17 protein-coding genes and 1 pseudogene are annotated in these 21660 nt (G+C 40.6%); 16 read left to right on the top strand and 2 right to left on the bottom strand.

Features of this window, described 5'->3' with window-relative positions; all coding sequences use genetic code 11:
• Positions 1-33: 33 nt before the first annotated feature.
• Positions 34-1143 carry a cation diffusion facilitator family transporter gene (locus tag G622_RS0106520; RefSeq protein WP_026510030.1) on the bottom strand — a complete coding sequence of 370 codons (1110 nt, stop codon included), beginning with the start codon at positions 1141-1143 and terminating at the stop codon, positions 34-36.
• 195 nt (positions 1144-1338) lie between these two features.
• On the opposite strand from G622_RS0106520, the gene G622_RS0106515 reads away from it, so the two are divergent.
• The 7 genes and pseudogenes from G622_RS0106515 to G622_RS0106485 form a co-directional block, all read left to right on the top strand.
• A complete protein-coding gene (locus tag G622_RS0106515) occupies positions 1339-1518 on the top strand; it encodes a hypothetical protein (RefSeq protein WP_026510029.1) in 180 nt (59 codons plus the stop codon).
• Complete coding sequence (locus tag G622_RS0106510; RefSeq protein ID WP_026510028.1) at positions 1505-2116, top strand: NUDIX hydrolase; 612 nt, start codon at positions 1505-1507, stop codon at positions 2114-2116. Before G622_RS0106515 ends, G622_RS0106510 begins: the two co-directional genes overlap by 14 nt.
• 45 nt (positions 2117-2161) lie before the next feature.
• Positions 2162-2863, top strand: coding sequence for a YggS family pyridoxal phosphate-dependent enzyme (locus G622_RS0106505; RefSeq protein ID WP_026510027.1), 702 nt, complete (start codon positions 2162-2164; stop codon positions 2861-2863).
• A gap of 102 nt (positions 2864-2965) precedes the next feature.
• Positions 2966-3238: a hypothetical protein gene (locus tag G622_RS0106500; protein ID WP_026510026.1), complete on the top strand. Its 273-nt coding sequence runs from the start codon at positions 2966-2968 to the stop codon at positions 3236-3238.
• Positions 3239-3869: 631 nt separating this feature from the next.
• Positions 3870-5861 (top strand): hypothetical protein, encoded by a 1992-nt coding sequence (locus G622_RS24440; protein ID WP_049945723.1) that lies wholly within the window; start codon positions 3870-3872, stop codon positions 5859-5861.
• A gap of 465 nt (positions 5862-6326) precedes the next feature.
• On the top strand, positions 6327-8651 hold the full coding sequence (locus G622_RS0106490; protein ID WP_026510025.1) for an ABC transporter permease subunit: 2325 nt from the start codon (positions 6327-6329) through the stop codon (positions 8649-8651).
• Positions 8644-9360: pseudogene (locus G622_RS0106485) on the top strand (amino acid ABC transporter ATP-binding protein); the annotation flags it as partial. The gene G622_RS0106490 and the pseudogene G622_RS0106485, both read left to right, overlap by 8 nt.
• A 524-nt stretch (positions 9361-9884) precedes the next feature.
• On the opposite strand, the gene G622_RS24435 reads toward G622_RS0106485, so the two are convergent.
• On the bottom strand, positions 9885-11033 hold the full coding sequence (locus G622_RS24435; protein WP_049945722.1) for a GGDEF domain-containing protein: 1149 nt from the start codon (positions 11031-11033) through the stop codon (positions 9885-9887).
• A gap of 204 nt (positions 11034-11237) precedes the next feature.
• Between G622_RS24435 and G622_RS21940 the strand changes: the two genes are divergently transcribed.
• The 9 genes from G622_RS21940 to G622_RS0106435 all read left to right on the top strand — a co-directional run bounded on the left by G622_RS21940 (position 11238) and on the right by G622_RS0106435 (position 21631).
• Positions 11238-13922: a right-handed parallel beta-helix repeat-containing protein gene (locus G622_RS21940; RefSeq protein WP_081675205.1), complete on the top strand. Its 2685-nt coding sequence runs from the start codon at positions 11238-11240 to the stop codon at positions 13920-13922.
• A 19-nt stretch (positions 13923-13941) separates the two neighbouring features.
• Positions 13942-15243: a hypothetical protein gene (locus tag G622_RS0106470; protein ID WP_026510023.1), complete on the top strand. Its 1302-nt coding sequence runs from the start codon at positions 13942-13944 to the stop codon at positions 15241-15243.
• On the top strand, positions 15243-15962 hold the full coding sequence (locus tag G622_RS0106465) for a DUF6320 domain-containing protein (RefSeq protein ID WP_026510022.1): 720 nt from the start codon (positions 15243-15245) through the stop codon (positions 15960-15962). Before G622_RS0106470 ends, G622_RS0106465 begins: the two co-directional genes overlap by 1 nt.
• 19 nt (positions 15963-15981) lie before the next feature.
• Positions 15982-17151: a pectin acetylesterase-family hydrolase gene (locus G622_RS0106460; RefSeq protein WP_026510021.1), complete on the top strand. Its 1170-nt coding sequence runs from the start codon at positions 15982-15984 to the stop codon at positions 17149-17151.
• 65 nt (positions 17152-17216) lie between these two features.
• On the top strand, positions 17217-18023 hold the full coding sequence (locus G622_RS21935) for a class B sortase (protein ID WP_196814186.1): 807 nt from the start codon (positions 17217-17219) through the stop codon (positions 18021-18023).
• Between the two features lie 18 nt (positions 18024-18041).
• On the top strand, positions 18042-18488 hold the full coding sequence (locus tag G622_RS0106450; protein ID WP_026510020.1) for a hypothetical protein: 447 nt from the start codon (positions 18042-18044) through the stop codon (positions 18486-18488).
• A gap of 259 nt (positions 18489-18747) precedes the next feature.
• On the top strand, positions 18748-19887 hold the full coding sequence (locus tag G622_RS0106445) for a hypothetical protein (RefSeq protein WP_026510019.1): 1140 nt from the start codon (positions 18748-18750) through the stop codon (positions 19885-19887).
• A gap of 368 nt (positions 19888-20255) precedes the next feature.
• Complete coding sequence (locus G622_RS0106440) at positions 20256-20438, top strand: bacteriocin class II family protein (RefSeq protein ID WP_026510018.1); 183 nt, start codon at positions 20256-20258, stop codon at positions 20436-20438.
• Positions 20439-20734: 296 nt separating this feature from the next.
• The gene (locus G622_RS0106435; RefSeq protein ID WP_026510017.1) at positions 20735-21631 is read left to right on the top strand and encodes a hypothetical protein; all 897 of its coding nucleotides are present in this window, start codon (positions 20735-20737) and stop codon (positions 21629-21631) included.
• Positions 21632-21660 lie beyond the last annotated feature (29 nt).

Raw genomic sequence — 21660 nt, 5'->3', positions numbered from 1 at the left:
TGTAAGGAGTTTTACGAACTAAATGGTGTTTACTTATATATCCCTGTCAGAGTGAATGTCTATTGTATATTCAGGAAAGCTCTCAGCCATATGCATATAAGCGTGGTCAAGAGTTGCATCCGGATAGGGATCGTCAAAGCTGATAATAATATCAAGGTCTATAAGGTGCTTTTCATTATCAATGTGAATTCCGTGTACCTGGAGGATTCCGTCTATATGCTCCAGTCTTCTGATTATTTCCTCACGCATATCCTTGGTGGTACTACTTACCACGCAAATTCCGATGGCACTTAATATGACATTGTAAGCATCCAGAACATCATCCTTAATATAGTGGGATAGTGTGTATATATTGGTAGCGGTCATATTTTCATCCACATCAATTACAACTGAACCAATAAAACGGTCAGGTCCGTAATTGTGGAGCACAAGGTCATGTACATCCTCAACTTCATCAAAACTGTTGATATAGCTTTTTATTTGTTTTGCAAGGGTTCTGTCTGCACGTCTTCCAAGGAGGTCCTTAAGGTCTTCGAGGAAGAGTTCAAAACCGGATTTCATGATCCAAAGTGATATAAGAAGACCAATAAAAGCATCAATATGAATATCTGCAAAAACTGAAAGGAGGGCAGATATGAGAACCGCTACAGAGACAAAACAATCGTTTATTGCATCCTGGCCGGAAGCAATAAGAGCAGGCGATTTATTCAATTCTCCACGTTTTTTTACAAAGCTTCCAAGGATACATTTGGTAATTATGGAAATAATTACTATTATAATGGTGTAACCTCTATAGTCGGGGTTCATGGGATTGAAGATTTTATTAATTGACTCAAGTCCGGCGGATGCTCCTGCATAGATGATGATAATTGAGACTATGATCGCGCTTATATATTCTATTCGTCCATGACCCATGGGATGTTCTTCATCAGGCTGTTTTTTAGACCAATTAAGACCTATTATCGTAACAACAGAACTGGTTACATCTGTCAGATTATTTAAGGCATCGAGAAGCATGGCAATAGATCCGGCTATCATCCCGAAAATGGATTTGAGGATGACCAGACAAATGTTAACAACAATACCGATAATGGAAGTATTAATTATGTTTTTAGTTCTGATTTCGCTCTTTTTCGTATCCATAGAGTAATTATACAACAGGTAGTATATGCGTGAGAATTATTTATTTCGATTGTTGATGTGGCATTTATATCAATGTATAATGGCGATTAGGCTATTTTGAAAACTTGTTTAGGGTTAGGTTTCGCTTATGTATGTCTTTTGGTATTTGTGTTATCTATATTCGAACTAAATAAGTAGCGTTAAGAGGCGATTATTATGACAAATTTAATATTGTTGTTTGGGAATTCAGTCCTTTTGGGGATAGGTCTTGCGATGGTTGCTTTTTCTGTGTCAATAGCTAACGCGATGGCAGATCCAACCATGGCACCAAAAAGAAAGAACCTGATCGCAGGGACTTTTGCAGGAATAAGGAAGGTAAAATATGGCAACCATTAATTCAGTAGAACAGCTCACAGAGAACAAATTTGTTAATCTTTTTCATGTTGAAGGTGAGAATAAAAAGGGACATCATTCTAATTATTTTGTAGCATCAAGGTCAAAGACAAAGGATAATCTGATGATAACCACCGGGAAGAACATAGCCGATGGTGTTTCAATCTATGCTCTTTGCGGTGAGAATAAAGATAAGGTGGTTTTGGTAAGGCAATACCGTTATCCGATAAATACTTATATCTATGAATTCCCTGCAGGACTTTGTGAACCCGGAGAGGATTACAGGGAGGCAGCAGTCAGGGAGCTCCATGAAGAAACAGGCCTTACTTTTCATCCTATTACGGTGGATTCAATGTATGAACTTCCCCGTTTTTCATCAGTGGGAATGACTGATGAATCTGTTGCTATGGTATTTGGATATGCCGATGGAAAAATAACAGATAAATATCAGGAAGACAGCGAGGAAATCCAGGTCGTTATAGCTGACAGGGATGAAGTAAGAAGAATACTTAAGGAAGAGCATGTGGCAATTCTTGCAGCATATCAGCTTCAGCATTTTCTTTATGATGATGATCCCTTTGCGTTTTTGAATGCAAAGTAAGTAATACATGAGAATACCGGTAGAAAATGTTTTGGAGGAGAAAAAATGTCAATAAAAGAAAATCTGCAGATAGTTGAAAAGAATATACAGGCTGCCTGTGACAGAGCTGGCAGGGATAGAAACAGTGTTACTCTAATTGCGGTAAGTAAGACAAAGCCTGTCTCAGATATCAGAGAGTGTATGGAATGTGGAATCACTGTTTATGGTGAAAACAAAGTACAGGAGATCCGCGATAAGACTGAGGAGATAAAGGAGCCTCTTCACTGGCATATGATCGGTCATCTTCAGACGAATAAGGTTAAGTATCTTCCCGGCAAGGTTGATATGATCCACTCGGTTGACAAGATCAGTCTTGCAGAAGAAATTGAGAAACAGGCTGAAAAAAATGATATTGTCATGGACGTACTTTGTGAAGTCAATATGGCAGGTGAGGATACGAAGTTTGGACTTACACCGGAGGAAACACCGGAATTTGTGAGAACAATTGCAAAATTCCCTCACGTACGTGTAAGAGGACTTATGACTATAGCTCCGTATACAGATGATCCTGAGACCAACAGAGTCTATTTCAGAGGACTGCGTGAGCTTCTGGGGTTACTTAAGGAAGAGAATATTGAAGGCACTCAGCTGGATACTCTTTCAATGGGAATGACAGGAGACTATGAAGTGGCAATTGAGGAAGGTGCAACCTTTGTCAGGGTCGGTACCGGTATATTTGGTGAGAGAGATTACTCAAATAATAAATGAGTTTAGCAATTTTTCATATTCATTTTATTGATAATAAATCTATTGAACTTTAGAATAGGATTAAAGGATTTTGTTGTCTGACTATTTTATTGGAGTTGTCTCATGCTTAGAACAATGCCACTTACCAAAAATCTAACATTGGAGCAGATTAACTACCTGATAGATACAGGGCATATTTTTATTGCGCCTCTTGGGCTTAACAAGACAGCATACATAGTAATCAATCACAAACCTTTCATGGTAGTTGTTACCGATGTTTCTGTTAATGGAATTCAGCTCTCCGGTTCCTGGTACAATTGGGATGAGCTTGAAAAAATGGGTGGTGTTTTCGAATCGGAGTTTGAGGCTTTGAAGGCGGTAGCTAACGGAGCCTAGTGCTACTGTCATCAAATAAGTCGACTTTATTACTTGTCTAAATTGTCTTCAGCTGCGTTGGCGTCAATCGCCGTACCGCACGGTGCGACTCATTCCTCTGCCTTGCAGAAGAACAATTTATGTTTCGTAAAAAGTCGAGGTATTTAATGACAGCAGCACTAGTGTAGCCAAAATTTACTATACAACTAAATAGCTAAGTGCTTACAGGTCTGACGTAGAGTCAGGCCTTTTTTTATATATTAGGAAATTCCGGGTAATTCCCTAATATATAAAAACGCTCCGCTATGGATGCGCACTCGCGCGCATGGTAATTGTTGCATAAATGCAACCGCGCTCGGCGCGAGCATGTTGCAAGCAACATGCTTTTTTATCATATAAGAAATTCCGTTGGATTAAGAGATAACAAATTATTTAGTAATTTTATAAGAAGTTAATTTTTAATTTTGTTAACTATAAAAGATAATATATTTGTAGGATTGTTTAATGGTGCAGAATGTTTTGACATCATTAATGGTTGTTTGGCTCTTCTTAAAGAAACGGGATATCGTTTATGCAGGTCCTCTTGCATTTTCATCCATATCCGATCGGATAGAGTCAGATAAAACAGTTGTTTATTGATGAGGAGATAAACATGGAGAATACAAATTTACCGGAAACTGAGCAGATTTTGGAAGAAGCTGCAGATACAACTCCTGTACCTGAAGCAGAACCTTCGATTGAGGAGATGATGGCAGGAGCCCTGGAAGCAGAGGCAGCACTTGAAGCGGATAGCAGTCCTGATAAAAAGGCGTTTGCCGAAGCGGTGGCAGCTTTTGAAGCTTCTCCGGAAGCAAATATGGCAATACCATCGGCAGCAGAGGCAGCACCGCCTGTAGTAGAAGAAGCACCTCCGGTAGTAGAAGAAGCTCCGGTAATAGAAGAGGCACCACCTGTAATGGAAGAAGCTCCTGCACCTGCAGTAGAGGAAGCTCCTACGCCTGTGGTTGAGGAAGCACCTCCGGTAGTGGAGGAAGCCCCGGTAATAGAAGAAGCACCGCCTGCAGTAGAAGAAGTCCCTGCACCTGCGGTTGAAGAAGCTCCTGCACCTGTAGTAGAAGAAGCACTTCCTATAGTAGAGGAAGCTCCTGTAATAGAGGAAGTACCGCCAGTAATGGAAGAAGCTGTTGCGCCAGTGGTTGAAGAGGTACCTCCAGTAGTGGAGGAAGCTCCGGTAATAGAAGAAGCACCGCCTGCAGTAGAGGAAGCTCCTACGCCTGTGGTTGAGGAAGTGGCTCCAGTAGTAGAGGAAGCTCCGGTAATAGAAGAAGCACCGCCTGCAGTAGAAGAAGCTCCTGCACCTGCGGTTGAAGAAGCACCTCCGGTAGTGGAGGAAGCTCCGGTAATAGAAGAGGCACCGCCAGTAATGGAACAAGCTCCTGCACCTGCGGTTGAAGAAGCACCTTCGGTAGTGGAGGAAGCTCCGGTAATAGAAGAAGCACCGCCTGCAGTAGAAGAAGCTCCTGCACCTGCAGTAGAGGAAACTCCAGTAGTGGAAGAGGCAGCTGCTCCGGTAGTGGAGGAAGCTCCTGTAATAGAAGAGGCACCGCCAGTAATGGAAGAAGCTCCTTCGCCTGTGGTTGAGGCAGCTGCTCCGGTAGTGGAGGAAGCTCCGGTAATAGAAGAGGCACCGCCTGTAATGGAAGAAGCTCCTGCGCCTGTGGTTGAGGAAGTGGCTCCAGTAGTGGAGGAAGCTCCTGTAATAGAAGAAGCACCGCCTGCAGTAGAAGAAGTTCCTGAACCTGCGATTGAAGAAGCACCTCCGGTAGTGGAGGAAGCTCCGGTAATAGAAGAAGCACCGCCAGTAATGGAAGAAGCTCCTGCGCCTGCAGTAGAGGAAACTCCAGTAGTGGAAGAGGCAGCTGCTCCGGTAGTGGAGGAAACTCCTGTAATAGAAGAGGCACCGCCTGCAGTAGAAGAAGCTCCTGCACCTGCGGTTGAAGAAGCACCGCCTGTAATGGAAGAGGCACCTGTTACTGAAGAAATTCCTGTGCCGGAAGAAATGCCTGTAATCGAGGAAACAATTATCCCGCTTGAGGAAGAGCAGCCTGTAGAAGAAGTACTGGTAGAGCAACAGCCTGTAGAAGAAGCACTGGTAGAAGAGATACCTGCAGAAGAGGTGCTGCTGGAAGAGCAACCGGTAGAAGAAGCACCTGTGGAAGATATGCCTGCAGAAGAACCTCAGATAGAGATGCCTGAGCTTGATCTTGGAATACCTGAGCTTAATATTCCGCAGGAAGAGATTCTTCTTGACGAGGATAATGAGGAAATAGTTAAGACCACAAATGCCATTGTAGGTCCTGTAGAAGATATTAAGATGTTCCTTCAGGAAGAGGACTACGAATACACAGAAATTATCGCAGATGATGAGATTACTTATATTCTTATCAAAATGGAAGATGATGATGTTCTTTATATAGAGTATGAAAATGATGAGTTTTCAATGCTTATCTCACATTATGAGAAGAATGAAAAGCACAGCTATAAAGCTGTACGCGACACCTTTATCAAAGAATCCATCAATCAAGGCTGTAATTACAAAATCTTAAGACATAAGGGAAGCAGAGCGGTAATAAAATATAATTAACCTTGATTACTCGCATTGTCTTCTAATGATTAAGTAGTATCTTCTGCCAGATCAGTCGGTAATCAAACAGCTTTCAGATCGAAGAGCCTATCAAAAAAACGATAGGCTCTTATTATTATAACGCTCTAAATATACAATTAAAATTCTATGAACTCCCCCTATGGCCTTCATTAGCGATGCTATAATAAAAATTATCTTGTCGTTATATTGTCCAATGACGATTCTATATGGCTCGATGCATCAATAGAGGTCATTGGGCAATTATGTGTGGTCCGGTAGTGGGAGGTATGGCTACACTACTTAGTACAATTACTGTAGACCTTATCACTTATCAAAGTCTGGAATATAGCTTTGTGAGTATTTTTGAGGCAGCTTCAATGGCCTTGATAAGTATTATTGGGTGAATGTGTTCTTCGCTTCATCGATAGAACTGAGATAATAATAAAGGACAATGGAGAATTGATCATGAAGAAAGCTTATAGAGCCCTTTGCTTTATGCTAATAGTGGCATTTCTTTTATCTGCATTTTTAGTGCCGGTAAAATCGACAGCTGCCGGAAATGAGGTATCCGAAAGTGGTATAGGCGAAAATGCTTCAGAGAGCAAAGGTAATCCTGAATATAAAACCTTCGACGATCTGAATGGAAAAAAGGTAGCCATGCTCACGGGAGCACCATTTGAAGAGCTTGTTCGGAGTAAGGCACCGGGTGTTGCAGAGTTTTCGTATTATAACAGTCTGCCGGACCTTGTACTTGCTTTAAAATCAGGTAAAATAGATGCATTTTTGACTAATAATGCCATTGCAATGCTTGTTGTTAATAGAAATCCTGAGTTGGCACTTTTTCCTGAGAATTTAAGTGATGGGGTCTTTGGTTTTGCTTTTGCTAAAGGATCATCTGAACTTTCAAAATGGCAGGCCGCTTATGATAGTATTCCGAAAGAAACAGTACAGAAGTTATGGGAAAAATGGACGGGGGCAGATGACAGCATAAAGTCTGTTCCTGAGCAGGATTGGCCCGGGAAAAACGGGACTGTGGAGGCAGCAGTAGCAGATACTCTTGAACCCATGAGCTATGTTGGAAATAACGGGAAACTAATAGGATTTGATATTGAATTGCTCCTCCTTATGGCAAAAGAACTGGATGTTCATATCAATTTCAATGGGATGGAGTTTTCTGCGATTTTATCATCGGTTCAGGCAGGAAAAGCTACGGTTGGAGCAGGTTCAATCATAGCAACTGAAGAGAGAAGACATTCTGTGGACTTTATTGATTACTATCCTGCTGCTTTTTCGCTGGTGGTTCGTTCAAACGGCACATCTGCAGGGAAAGCTCCTGATTCGGAAGATATTGCTGATACATTTCGTGTTGACAAGGCAGCTATTTTGACAGGAACAATGTTTTCGGATTCTTTACTTAAAGTGTACCCGGATGCGGAGTTAATGTACTTTAACAATGATGCGGATATGATAAATGCCGTTATTGGTGGAAAAGTGGATGTGGTTGTATTCGATGAGCCAGTGGCAATCTATGCAACGACGATGAATGATGATATAACAATTTATCCAAAGAAATTAGAGCCGTTGGATTATGGCTTTATCTTTTCAAAAGATCAAAAGGGACAGGAACTTTGCAATGAATTTAATGAGTTTCTAAAAAGTATAAAAAATGATGGAACATTAGATGAATTAGAAAAGAAATGGCTTAGTGGTCAAAACGTTGAGAATGTTGAGATGACGGATTATCGAAAACTGCCTGCAACAAAAGGAACCATAAATTTTGGCTCAATTCAAACTCCACCCTTCCTATTATGGAGAGGGGATATGTTGTGCGGATTTGAAGCCGAGATAATAGCACTATTTTGTAAAGATAATGGCTATGCCCTGAAGCCTGTGGAGATGAATTTTGATGCCATCCTGTCTAGCGTTCAGACGGGGAAATGTGACATAAGTGGCGGCTGCATAGCTAAAACTGATGAACGCAAAGAGAATGTTTTATTCTCTGACACTTATTATGCCGGTGGTATTGTTTTGGTTGTCAGCAAGGATGAGCTTGAAAAAGCAAATAAGGATGATTTTTTCACATCCTTGATTGATAGTTTCCAAAAAACATTTATACGAGAACAGAGATGGAAACTTTTTGTCGAAGGAATTCTAAGAACTTTGCTTATTTCTGTATCCTCTATCTTTTTAGGGACTGTGCTTGGATTTATAGTATTTTTACTGTGTAGAAACGGAAATCCTTTTGCTAATTATATTACGCGATTCTGCATATGGCTGATACAGGGCATGCCGATGGTAGTGCTGCTTATGATTCTTTATTACATAATATTTGCCAAGTCAACTATTTCCGGAACCTTAGTATCAATAATAGGATTTACTATGGTGTTCGGTGCAAGTGTATTTGGGATGCTTAAAAGTGGAGTAGGTGCTGTCGATTCAGGTCAGACCGAAGCCGCTTATGCACTTGGATATACGGACTGGGCAACATTTTTCAAAATTATACTTCCACAGGCTCTGCCGCATTTTATGCCTGCATTTAAGGGTGAAGTTACCTCAACAATAAAGGCTACCGCAATTGTAGGTTATGTAGCTGTGCAGGATCTTACCAAGATGGGGGATATTGTTAGAAGCAGAACCTATGATGCATTCTTTCCTCTGATTGCAGTAGCAATTGTATACTTCATACTGGCGGGAATTCTGAAGTTTATCATTGGCAGGATTGAAATTCTTATAAATCCGAGGCTTAGAAGTAAGGACACTATTCTTAATGGGGTAAAAAAGGATGATTGAACTCAGGCATCTTGAAAAAAAATATAATAGAACAACACCTTTGAAAGATGTAAATGCTGTTATCAAAGATGGAGATGTGATATCTGTAATAGGGCCTTCCGGCACCGGAAAATCTACACTTATCAGATGCATTAATCTATTGGAAGAACCAACCGGAGGGCAGATATTACTTGACGGAGAGAATATCACAGCACCCGGGTATGATGTAACCATGGCCAGAAGACGCATGGGCATGGTGTTTCAGTCATTTAATCTTTTTGGACATCTTACGGTTATAGAGAACATAATGCAGGCCCAGATTGATATTCTAAAAAAGTCAAAGCAGGAGGCATATGATTTGGGAATAAAACTTCTGGATCGGGTAGGACTTGCAGGACGGGAACTTCAATATCCTGAGCAGCTTTCAGGTGGACAAAAGCAGAGAGTGGCTATTGCCCGAACACTGGCAATGGATCCGGATGTTATTTTACTGGATGAGCCCACAAGTGCACTGGATCCCACAATGGTAGGAGAAGTGCAGGCAGTAATACGGGATTTGGCAGAGAGTGGTAAGACCATGATGATAGTGACGCATGAAATGAACTTTGCAAGAGCTATAGCAAATCGCGTGTTTTTTATGGATGAAGGTGGAATATATGAGGAGGGGACACCGGATGAGATTTTTGATAATCCCAAAAAAGAGAATACACGTAAATTCATACAAAAACTAAAGATATTTGAAACTGTTATAGACAGTAAACAATACGATTTCATCAGCTTTGGAGCTGAACTGGACAGTTATTTGTTTAGAAATGATGTTATGCCGGGGGATAAGTATCGTATTCGTCTTGCCATGGAGGAACTTGTACAGCAGATTTTACTTCCCAAATATGAAAAGCCACAAATAAGCGTACGAATAGAGTATTCATTAAAAGAACATGAATGCCAGATTCTGGTCACATATGCCGGAGAGAAATTCGACATAAATGATACGGAAAATGAATTATCTTTGACAATGCTTAAAAATACCTCCAAGGATATAGAGTACAGCTATAACAGTGATGAAGAGGAGCCAAACTGCGTGGAGATATGGATCAGACATCAGGACTGACACAGGTACCTTGCTTATCTAAATGAATAGAGCAGTTTCTTTAATAATAAACAATCAGGCAAAAAATGTGTCCGGTTGGAAATGTGCAGTTCTCAGACGAAAACAAACATTTCCAACCGGACATTTTTTTACCTGAAACCTTTCTATGCACGAGCATGCTTCATATGGTAAAGATCTGTATCTGCTCTGGCAATGAGTGAAGGAATGGGAACAGGAGATGAGAAATCATACTCTGCTATTCCAACACATACAGTTAAGTCATATGGAGCACCGGCTTTGTCATTAAGCTGCTTTACGCTGGAACGAATTTTGTCGGAAAGCCAGTTGACCTCTCCTTTATATTCTGTTTCAGCTATGATTATAAATTCATCTCCGCCATACCTTGATACAAAAAAGCGGTTTCTGTGTGCCTGACATGCTTCCTTCATGGCGGTGGCGACACGTATCAGGGCCTTATCACCTTCGATGTGGCCATAATTGTCATTTATTTCCTTAAAGTGATCAACATCGATGATCATAAGATAAAGTGAAAGACCGGGAGTCTGTGTCTTCATTTTACGAAGTAGATACCGCTGCATCTGATGGCGGTTGTTTACCTGAGTAAGTGAGTCCATGGAAATAAGATTTTCCATGGAGGTCAGATAAACCATCAAAACAGAAAGTGTCGCGGCATAACACATAATTGGTGTTGTTAAATAGATGACCTGAAGTACTCCGCATGCAAGGGGGAGTATCGGAAAAATACCAATGACAAAATACAGACTGTGATCCATGTATCTGTCCTGGGTATAAGCTTTGTAGAAGCCCTTTATTGAGGAGTATACGAGATAGCCTATGGGAACAAGCATAAATATTCCGTATAAGGCGTCATACTCTATGGCTCCTTCTTCGTCGAAATTGAAGACCAGTCCGGTAAATGCACCGACAAATAGTAAAATAATGGCTATTACCATTGGTACGGAACGCTTTACCATTCCGGGTGAGTATAAGACATTTCTATTTTGCTGAAGAAGTTCACAATAAACGAACCAGCAATAACTACTGCCTAAAATGCAGGCATAGGGAATAATTGTCACGATGTACATAAGGGTGTGGTTGGAAGGGAAAATGCCGCCCTCAAATAAAGCCCAGACCGCATCTGACAGGAAATAAGCTATCAGTATATATATCATACGTCTTATTAAAATTGTTGACGCCTGTCTGTCTATTCCTTGATTGATTTTCAGGAGAATAAGTCCCAAAATGAATGTGCAAGCAACATTTGCTTCTGCATAGTAAAAAACTTCTGACACAAAAGCCTCCCCAGTAATTAAACGATTTCGCAGATGCGATGAAATTAATTTTATCACGATTAGGAGTCTTAATTCTAACAGAATTGAAATTTTATTTTTTTTTTATATTTCATTTCTGTAATGTGAAATAAGGGTGAATTGTGAGAGAATTATTCTAATTGTGTTATAATTAAGAGTAAATAAATTTTTAATGGGGGTGAAGCCATGCAGATTTATGTTTCACAGAGCGTAGTTCGAAGTGGCGACGGAACGAGAAACCATCCATTCCGCTTTATTCAGGAAGCTGCTGACATTGCGCAGCCCGGTGACGTGGTAATTGTGGCACCGGGTATTTACAGGGAGTTCGTGCATCCTGCCCATGGAGGTACAAAGGAACAGCCGATTATTTATTGCTCCACAGAGCCTCAGGGCGCTACCATAACGGGAGCTGAACAGATTAAAGAGTGGGAACCTTTTAAAGGTGATGTATGGAAGGTCAATGTTCCAAATAATATTTTTGGTGATTACAATCCATTCACTACATACATTGAAGGCGACTGGTATTTTGGCGGTAAGACAGGTCATACAGGGGATGTGTATTTAAACGGCAAATCCATGTATGAGGCAGGATCTCTGGAGGAGGTTGAGAATCCTCAGATAAGGCGTTCATCCTGGGAGCCGGAGTTTAGTGTATATACCTGGTTTTCAGCTCAGGAAATGAACGATACTGTTATTTTTGCCAACTTCCAGGGCAAAAATCCCAACGAGGAAAATGTTGAGATAAGCGTCAGAAGAAACTGCTTTATGCCGCTTGTTAACGGAATAAACTATATTACCGTATCAGGCTTTCTTCTTTGCCAGGCGGCAACTCAGTGGGCACCGCCCACAGCTTATCAGGACGGTCTTATTGGACCTCATTGGGCAAAGGGATGGATCATTGAGGATTGTGAAATCTCGGAGTCAAAGTGCAGCGGTATTTCTCTTGGAAAATATCTACAGCCTGCAAATAATAACAAGTGGACCAAAACCTTTATCAAGGATGGAACGCAGACTGAGAGAGATGCAATCTGTCAGGCAGTAAATGAAGGATGGGACAAAGAAAACATTGGCTCACATATCATCAGGAGGTGTGAGATACACGACTGTGGCCAGACCGGAATAGTCGGGCATTTGGGCGCCGTTTTTTCAACCATTGAAGATAATCATATTTACAGGATAAACAATAAGCATAATCTTGCAGGTGCCGAGATAGGCGGCATTAAGATTCATGCAGCTATAGATACCGTTATCAGAAGAAATCATATTCACCACTGTACGAGAGGACTGTGGCTTGACTGGCAGGCACAGGGAACAAGGGTTACCCAGAACTTTTTCCACGACAATACTCCTCCGGAAGGCTGTGAAATAGACAGCGGGCTTTCACTGGGTGAGGATATTTTTGTGGAGGTTTCACACGGTCCCACACTTATTGACCATAACCTGCTGCTGTCAGATATTTCATGCAGATTAAGTACGCAGGGGATTGCGCTTGTTCACAATATGATACACGGATCCTTTACATTTGTTGGTGAGGGAACTGATAACGGCGGTAAAAAGTTCCAAAGCTGCAGATATACGCCTTACCATGTGCCGCATTCAACGAAGATCGCCGGCTTTATGACGATACTTCACGGCGATGCCAGATTTTATAATAATATTTTCGTGCAGAAAGAGATCAGGCAGGATTTAAGGGATTATGCTCATTCCTCAGGAATGGAAGCCCTGTCACTCATTAACTTTATCTGCGGAACAAAGCCCTATGACGGCTATCCTACGAAGGAGAAATATTTTGCTTCGCTGCAGCCGGATCCATCAGCAATACGGGAAGAGGGATATAATGATAAATATTATGATCATCTTCCTGTTTACACCGGAGGTAATGCTTACTTTAACGGTGCACAGCCCTGTGACTCTGAGATGGGAGCATATATAGAGAAAAATCATATCGTAAAGATCATAGTTGAAGAAGAGGATGGTCATTTCAGACTTCATACCAATCTTTATGAATATCTTCCAAGAAGCATGACACGTATGATATCCTCTGTAGTGTTGGGAGAAGCATTTGAGCCTGAACAGCGCTTTGAGAACAGGGACGGGTCAGAGATCATCATGGATTCTGACTATTTTGGAAGAAAAAGAAGTATACATCCGCTATGCGGACCTTTTGAGGAAGGTGCTGCTGACAGATTTACCGTTGCAATGCCTTCTATGGGAAGTCGTGCGATTTATCATCACAGGAAACATCGCCTTGAGGGGAGAACACGAAAACGCATTTCTCAAAGAGAGCCGGATGAAGTGATTCGCGAGACAGAGGAATGGGGTGACTTTGTAAACGGTCCTGAGGGAGAGGGAAGCTGGGAAGCTTCTGAAAAGGTTGACGAAGTTGCAAGGATACAGGCTAATATCACCATGACCGGATGTGAGAATATCTCATTTCCCTACAATGGAACACTGTTCCAGGTGCAGGATATATTCGTAAACGGTAACACAGCATGGCTTCGTGATCTGAAAACTCAGAAGCTTGTTGAAGTTGACTGCGAATATGGCATATACTCTGAAAAGAAAAAGTGGAGTGTCAATTCTCTTCAGACTGTTGATGCAGGAAAAGATATGAATATGAGCGGTCTTGTGCAGACTGTAGGAACACTTCTTTGTGTTCTGAGTAAGAGTATGTCGCATGATCCCACCGATGCCTGCAAGACCATAAGCGAGAGAGTGAATAAAGCGCTTGAGCCCAGGATTACAATGAGGCTTACGCCTAAATATCTAAAATTTATACAGGAGAAAAAGTTCATCTCACTTGAGGATGTCATATACAGGGTAAAGACATCACCAATTGAGCCTGTCACAGAGACAGTAGAGAATCTCTGACAGCAGATGATGCAAGGTAATGGAAAGAAGTTCTAATTGGTACAAACTTGATAATGCGGCAAAGATTATTCCTTCAACGGTTCGCGGAGCTAATACGAGAGTATTCCGTATTTCCTGCGAACTATTGGAGGAAATAGATCCTGTCATACTACAAAGGGCACTTGACGAATCCATCGTCGAATACCCTTTCTTTAACTGTATTTTGAGAAGAGGTCTGTTCTGGTATTACCTTGAGGACAGTAATCTGGAATGCATTGTAGAGGAGGAACATCTTCCTCCTTGCAGTGCTCTGTATCTTCCGGGTAAAAAGAATCTTCTCTACAGAGTATTTTATTATAAAAGAAGAATTAGTATTGAGATGTTCCATGTTTTGGCAGATGGTACGGGGGCACTTATGTTTTTCAGGCGTCTTGTCACGAGATACCTTGAAATTGCTCATGATTTTCATGTGGACAGCGATTTCTTTGCTGCTGAAATAGCATCTCTTCAGGAAAAGAATAACGATTCATTCAAACATTTTTACCAAAATCAGAAGGGGCTTAAGCAGCTAAAGAGCCTGTCTTCAAATGATGCATATCAGCTACACGGTGAAGTTGACAGTAATAACGAATCTCATATTGTTGAAGCATGTGTATCAGCCAAGGCGTTCAAAAAGCTTGCTGAAAAGTATAATTCTACAGTGGGAGTACTTAGCACGTCGGTATATATTGCAGCGATAATAGATACCATGTCAACTGCGCAGAAGAAAAAGCCTATCGTAGTCAGTGTCCCTGTGAATTTGAGACAGTACTTTCAGTCATATACCGCAAGGAATTTCTTTGGGGTTATAAGTATCAAATTTGATCCCATGGATTTTGACAGCACATTAGAAAGCATTATAAAGGTTGTGAATAATGCTTTCAGGGAACAGCTGGAGCCTTCACGAATAAACGAGACCATGAATTCATATGCGGCACTTGAGCATAATATTGCAATTAAGGTAGTTCCGCTTTTTATAAAGGATTATGTTGTAGGACAATTTGACGCAGCTGCCAAGAAAGGTGTTACCACATCAATATCAAACATGGGAATGATCAGGATGCCGGCAGAGGTTACTCCTTTTATTGAGAGATTTTCAGCATTTATGACGGCATCTAAAGAACAGATAACCATCTGCAGCTTCAGGGATAAAATGGTATTTGGTGAATGCTCGGCGTTCACTTCACATCCCACGATGCTTAATTTATGCAGAAGACTTACTTCAGAGGGAATCGGCGTAGAGATCAGCACTAATGATTTTAATGTACAGCATCATGAAAAGAAGAGTAAGGAGAGTAAGTAATGTACTATTGCCCAAAATGTAAGATAACTATAAGGGGAGACAAAACCTGCTGTCCTTTATGTGAAGGTAAGATACTTAGCCGGCAGGATATTTTGCGAACCGGCATTGATGAAAAGATGTATGATATCGATGATTTCTCGGATGAAATTGATGAGCCCTATCCGACTCTTCCTGAGAGAAGGATCAATGGAGTAACCTTCGTCAAGATATGCACATTCCTTCTGGCAATTATCATCGTAATGGGAACTGCAATTAAGTACCTGTTTGGAGATGCGGTTAACTGGGTAGGAATGGTAGTGCTTGGCAGTGTGGTTTTATGGTTTGATATTCTGGCGATCATGAGATATCGCTATAACGTATTAAAGGTTCTTTTTATAGAAATGTTATTGACCAATATAGTAGCCTATTACATTGATAAGGTGACGGGGTTCTATGGCTGGAGCGTCATGTGGATGATACCTTTGGCACTGGTTATGCATGCCGTTACATGTTGGGTCATTGCTAAAGCAATAAAGCTCAGAATCGAGGAATACATAATTTATATTGTGCTGGATGCCATACTTGCCTTTTTACAGGCATACTTTATCTGGACCAGAGAAAATACATTTCCATATACAGCGGTATTTGTTATGGCCGGATTTGCGATCGCACTGGTGGCAACATTCCTGTTTGGATTCAGGCAGCTGAGAAGTGCTACTCAGAGAATGTTTAACGTATAAAAAAGTTTACGAGGGGTGTATGAGTTACAAGGAAAGAAGAAAACTTGCCAAGATGAAGCTTGGGCAGCAGTTTGGCGATTTTGTAGAGAACTCAATAGGTAAGACAATCGTTGATATGGATCTTATTGCTCCTGAGCTTCCGGAGGAACCTGAAAATAAAAAGTGGTACAGGGTCATTATTCCTGAAGGAATGTCAGGTGATGGATCACAGTATCATGTTTATGTGAAAATTGCGGATCCCAAGAAGCTGTGTATTTTCTTTTCAGGAGGCGGCGTTGCCTATAATGAATATACTGCGGCAAGGCCTATCACTGGTGGAAAAATGGCGGCGGATCTTCCTAATTACTACTGGAATAATCTAAGGCCTTTTACACAGATCATGAATATCGATATGGGTATCATGAATCTTCGCGATGCGGAGAATCCTTTCAGGGACTGGAGTATTATTGATATAGCCTATGCTACGGGAGATTTTCATATTGGGAATAATGATTTTCCCTATGAGGGAGAGGATGGAGAGCAGCATGTTCTTCACTTTCATGGTTACAGGAATTTCCTGGAAGCAATGAAAATATCAAAGGAGCTGTTTGAGAATCCTGAAAAACTCCTTATTGCAGGTAATAGCGCTGGTGCTTTTGCTGTACCTGCCCTTGCTGATGAAATAATGTCAAAATGGTATCCGGAGGCAGCAGATGTAACACTTCTTTCTGACAGTGCGCTTCTATTATATGAGAAATGGGCATACACTGCCAGAGAAGTCTGGAAGGCGCCTTCTTCTATCTGCGATGCCATAAAATCAGATAATATTACGCTGTCCTGGTATAGAAATCTTTATGCAAAGTACGGCGACAGAATCAGATATCTTTATTCAAGTTCTACGAGGGACTATGTTCTTACTGCATATTACAATGATATTACCAAGAAGAAATATAAAACTGATTCCGATGTTCAGGATGCATATTATCTTCAGCTGAAGGAGATGGTTTTGGAGTTAAAAAAGCTGACACCATCCTTTGGAATGTATATAGATAATTGGATCCTTCCTATAGTTACAAAAGGAGGAACTGTCCATACGGCTGTGAGAGAGCCATATTTTACTAAATTCACACAGGATAATGTGACTATGGCAAGATGGCTTTATGATGCAGTTAATGGCAATGTATATGATATAGGGATGGATTTGCTATAAACATTTAGAGGTTTTTCGCCGATATAAGTATTGTAGTTATTAAAATGGTATGGGGAATTTTGCTTATGCGAAGGCGTAGGGGGAATTTAAAAAAGACAATAAGAAATACTATCCTTACGTTATCCTGCATTACCTTTCTGGTAATGACAGGTATTTTTGCTATCGAGATATACCAGGAGCATAGAAGCACTTCTAATATGAGAAAAGTTCAGGCCATGGCAGCAGTCTCAGTTTCAAATTCAAAGACTGTCATGGAGGAAAAAAGCAAATCTTCCGAAGAGCAGATTACGAATCTTGTTTCTCTGAAAATAGAATACCTTTATAAAAAGAATAGAGATTTAAGCGGCTGGCTAAGGATTAATGGCTCAGAAATCGACTATCCGATAATGTACAAAGAGGGAGATAATGATTTTTATCTTCAGCACGATTTCTTTGGAAATGAAGATAGGAACGGACTTCTGGTTTTGGATAAGAGATGCAGTTTTGATATGTCTGATAATCATCTGCTCATACATGGTCATAACATGAAATCAGGTGCACTGTTTGGAACGCTTAAATACTACAAGGAGGATGACTATCTTAGAAAGCATCAGGCTATTGAACTGGATACACCGTCAGAGCAGAGATTTTATGAAATAATAGCTGTTGTTGATACAACTGCGAATGGCGAAAAGAATGGCTTTAATTATGCAGACTACATAAATATAGGTGATGAGGAATCCTTTGATAAATATGTTGCCAATCTAAAAGCAAGATCCATGCACAAGATTGCAGCTACAGCAACTTATGGAGACCAGCTTTTGACACTATCGACCTGTGATTACACCATGAAAAACGGAAGACTGCTTGTGGTTGCCAAAAGGGTCGGCTGACAGGAAGGAGACAGGATTATGAGAAAATTTAAATTTCTATTGGCGTTGCCTTTATGTGCGATGCTTTTATTTACACCTGCCACATCTATCACAGCAGGTGCAGTTACAGTCGATATAAATGATAATTATGACGCAGGACTACTTGGTGAAGAGAGTAATTCCGGAGGAGATCAGGGGGATGAACAGACGCCTGCAAACGATAATGCAAACGCAGCGGCAAGTGAACCGGCAGGCGCTACCAATGCTGCCGATGCTGCGAACGCTGCATCTACGGTACAGACTGTGACGCCTGCTACTCCTACAACTCCTACAGATACAGCAACGACACCCGATCAGACTAATGATCTGCCAAGGACAGGTGATGACGATCGTATAACGATGACATTTATAGGAATGCTTGCAAGCTTTTCAGTATTCTTATTGGCACTTATGTCAGGGAAAAAGATAGGTAAAACACGCGACTAAAATCAATAAAATAATTAAAATGAATTTTTGTGCTAAAAATATTATTTTTGCTATAAAGTATCTGTAAAAACAATCCGATATACCAGATATAACAGAAAAGCCCAATATCAATGGAGTGATATCTACTGATATTAGGCTTTTTTTGAGCAGAGCACTTAGCGAGGTATTTTCGAGCTTAGTGCGAGCCATGGGTGAACACTTGACGAGGTATTAACGAGTCTAGTGAGAATCCCGGTTTACGGAGAGGAGGGAATTGCGGATGCTGAATTTGACAGAGCTTAAGCATGGGCAGGATATTTACACCAATAAATATAAGGCTGTTAATGCAAAGATAAATGATTTAAAAAATACACGAACCGATAATTTTGCAATCTGTTTTAATAATGCTGCAAATACTGCACAAAAGACCTCACAATCAGATTATTCCAAGGCGGAGTGGGAAGCTCAGAGAAAAAAGAATACCGCAATAGGCAAGCTCCAAAGAATAGATGGAGATGTAGCTGCATTGGAGAGGGTTGCACCTAATGCTTCAGAGGCTGTAAAAAGCGCCTGGATAGACGCTGCAAGAGAAACCGGATATAACGGCTTGGGATATGTTGATGGCAATAAGGAATCAGTCGCTACCAGTCTCTATGGAGAAATGAAAGAGAGCGCGAAGATGACTGATAATAACATATCAGGCGTTCAGGACATACTTGGCGGCACGGTAGATTCTGCAATAGATGCAATTAATGTAGCCAAATATGAGAGAAATAATTCGGAGATAACATCTGCAAATAAGGCTTATGTGTCTAAAGAAAATGCCTTTTATGACTCCTTCCTTCAAAAACTGAATGGCTTAAAGGATGGCAGCTATGTACCTGGTAGCTCTAGTACTTTTGACAGAATGAATAAAAATAATCAGGACATGTTCCCACAGGATGACAGCACTGTATCAGAGAAGTCAGATGTTCCTCAAAATTATTATGGAAGTGCCTTTTTCCATGAGACGACGACCGTGTCAGAGAATGGCGAGGAACATGATTTAAAGGCAAAGTATCCGGATGATTATGATCCTGTAAATCCTGTAGTGGAGGTATATGTCACCGGAAACGGGCAGGAAAGTCTCTACAAGGTTAATGTAAATGAGGTTGATCCTGAATCAGCATCCAAAACAGAACTTTACGGTTTATTTGCTTATGTGGAAGATGATAGGAATGTTCCGAGAAACATTGATCCTTACTCATCAGATATTTACTACAGCAGGCTCGATGGAAAAATAGAAAAGCTAAAAGAAGAAAGCTTAGTAGGACAGGATGAATCCCAGATGGCAGGAGGTTTTAGAACAATGGACAACCTTTCATACTGGGATAGGAGAGAGCTCATTGAAAGTGTTAATTCAGAAAATGAAAATTCCTGAAATTTTCTGAAATGTGTTGGACATTTGTTGGACTGCGTTTTATATGATGAGGCTGTAAGAAGAAAGAATAACAAAGAGTCCACAAACATTTTCATGGAGCCTGGTATCGTTCATGAACGAAGTGAGTGGGTAATGGTACTGGCATCCGACCGGACTTAGTCAGATTTTAGAGGAAGATGAAGAATGATCAACTACGATGGAAACTGGATCACTTTCGATGAAAAGGTACAGGAATAAAGCGGATAATTATTTTGATTATAGTTTTTTAATAATATATTAAGTGAATAATACAAAAATATATCGTATAATGATTGATGGGGTGAAGGGTGCATAACAATTTACCTTCATGGATATAAGGAGGTGGAAGCATGACGAGAGCAGAAGAAATGAATACTGTTGAAATGAACGCTAAAACTGAAAATGATATGGTTAAGACTTACGATGAAATCAATGATGATGAGCTTGAGCAGGTAGCCGGTGGAAAATACGTTGATAAATGTATAAAAACTGTGGTTGATTTTGCATTGAAGCCTAAAACAAAAAAGAAATAGCAATGTTAAAATTGGATACTGTAAGAGATGTTGTGACTGTCATACTAAATGGTGTGGCAGTCTTTTTATTTCATGGCTTCCTGTGAAAAAAACGCTCCGCGAGAATTTTGAAAGCGAAAGACTTATTATAGCTTTCGTGGAATTCCTATAGATTTCCAGATTCTTGAATCTGATGCTAAAGAATGTATAATTAGGAAAGGTATACGGGATGGATTTGCAGGAATATGAACTATCTGAGGGACTTATGATAATATGAATTCATTCTGAAAGTAATAAATATGGGAGAGATAAACTATATGTTTAATAAAAATAGAGCAGGAATTATTAGTGCGGCAATTGCATTAGTACTGGTTGCGGGCTGTGGCGATATTGGTGAATTAGGACTTACCAAAGATGATAAAGATGCAGTTGAGAGTGGAATATTTGAACCTGTGGGAGCTGAGAAAAAAGCTTCTGATACTGACGAAGATAGCAATGGCGCTTCAGGTCCCGGTCTGGAAAATGAAGCTACAGATTATTCAGAGGAAGAGACAAAATCAGATGTATCTGATAGAGAAGAAGTAGCAGCATCTGATAATGAATCAGAAAATAAGGCTGAAGATAACACAACCGGTGCAACTGAGGATGCAGACAGTAATGATTTAGACCCGGAGCAAATCACTGAAGCTTTAGAGAATAACATTTCTGAAGAGGAGCTTGCCGAGGCAAAGGAAGCAGGTGAGAAGGGGATACTTAATTCCACAGCGGATATTAATTTAAGAGATCTTGACGGAAATGGTTCTAATTATGCCTTTACATATGACGGCACAGATTACAGCGCTGTTTACACAACAGACAATTGGAGAGTTGAGGATTCCTATAAAATAAATAATATAGCTGATATAACCATAATCTGTCAGGCTCTTATCGATGTACACCCTATACATGGAAGAGACATGCAGAGCTACCGCGAAGCCTCTGATCTGGCTTTTGAATGGCTTCAGCACAATCTTGCATATGCAGCTCTTTCAGATGATAATTCACTCAAAAGCCATGCAAAGGATGTGGACCTGGACCCTGCTGATCAGGGAAGATCTTTCGAAGAAATGTATGAAGATCGTACAGGAAAAGAACTTGATATCAATGATTTCATAAGTGAAGAAGATCAGGAAAAACTGTTTGAAGCTTTAAAAGATGTGATTAATGGTCAGTAATTTTATAAGGTGTTGCCGGTCAGTCTATC

The organism is Butyrivibrio sp. LC3010, assembly GCF_000424385.1.
Classification (GTDB): Bacteria; Bacillota; Clostridia; order Lachnospirales; family Lachnospiraceae; genus Butyrivibrio.
The sequence above is the reverse complement of the archived record's forward strand: the minus strand, read 5'-3'. Positions and strand labels throughout refer to the sequence as shown.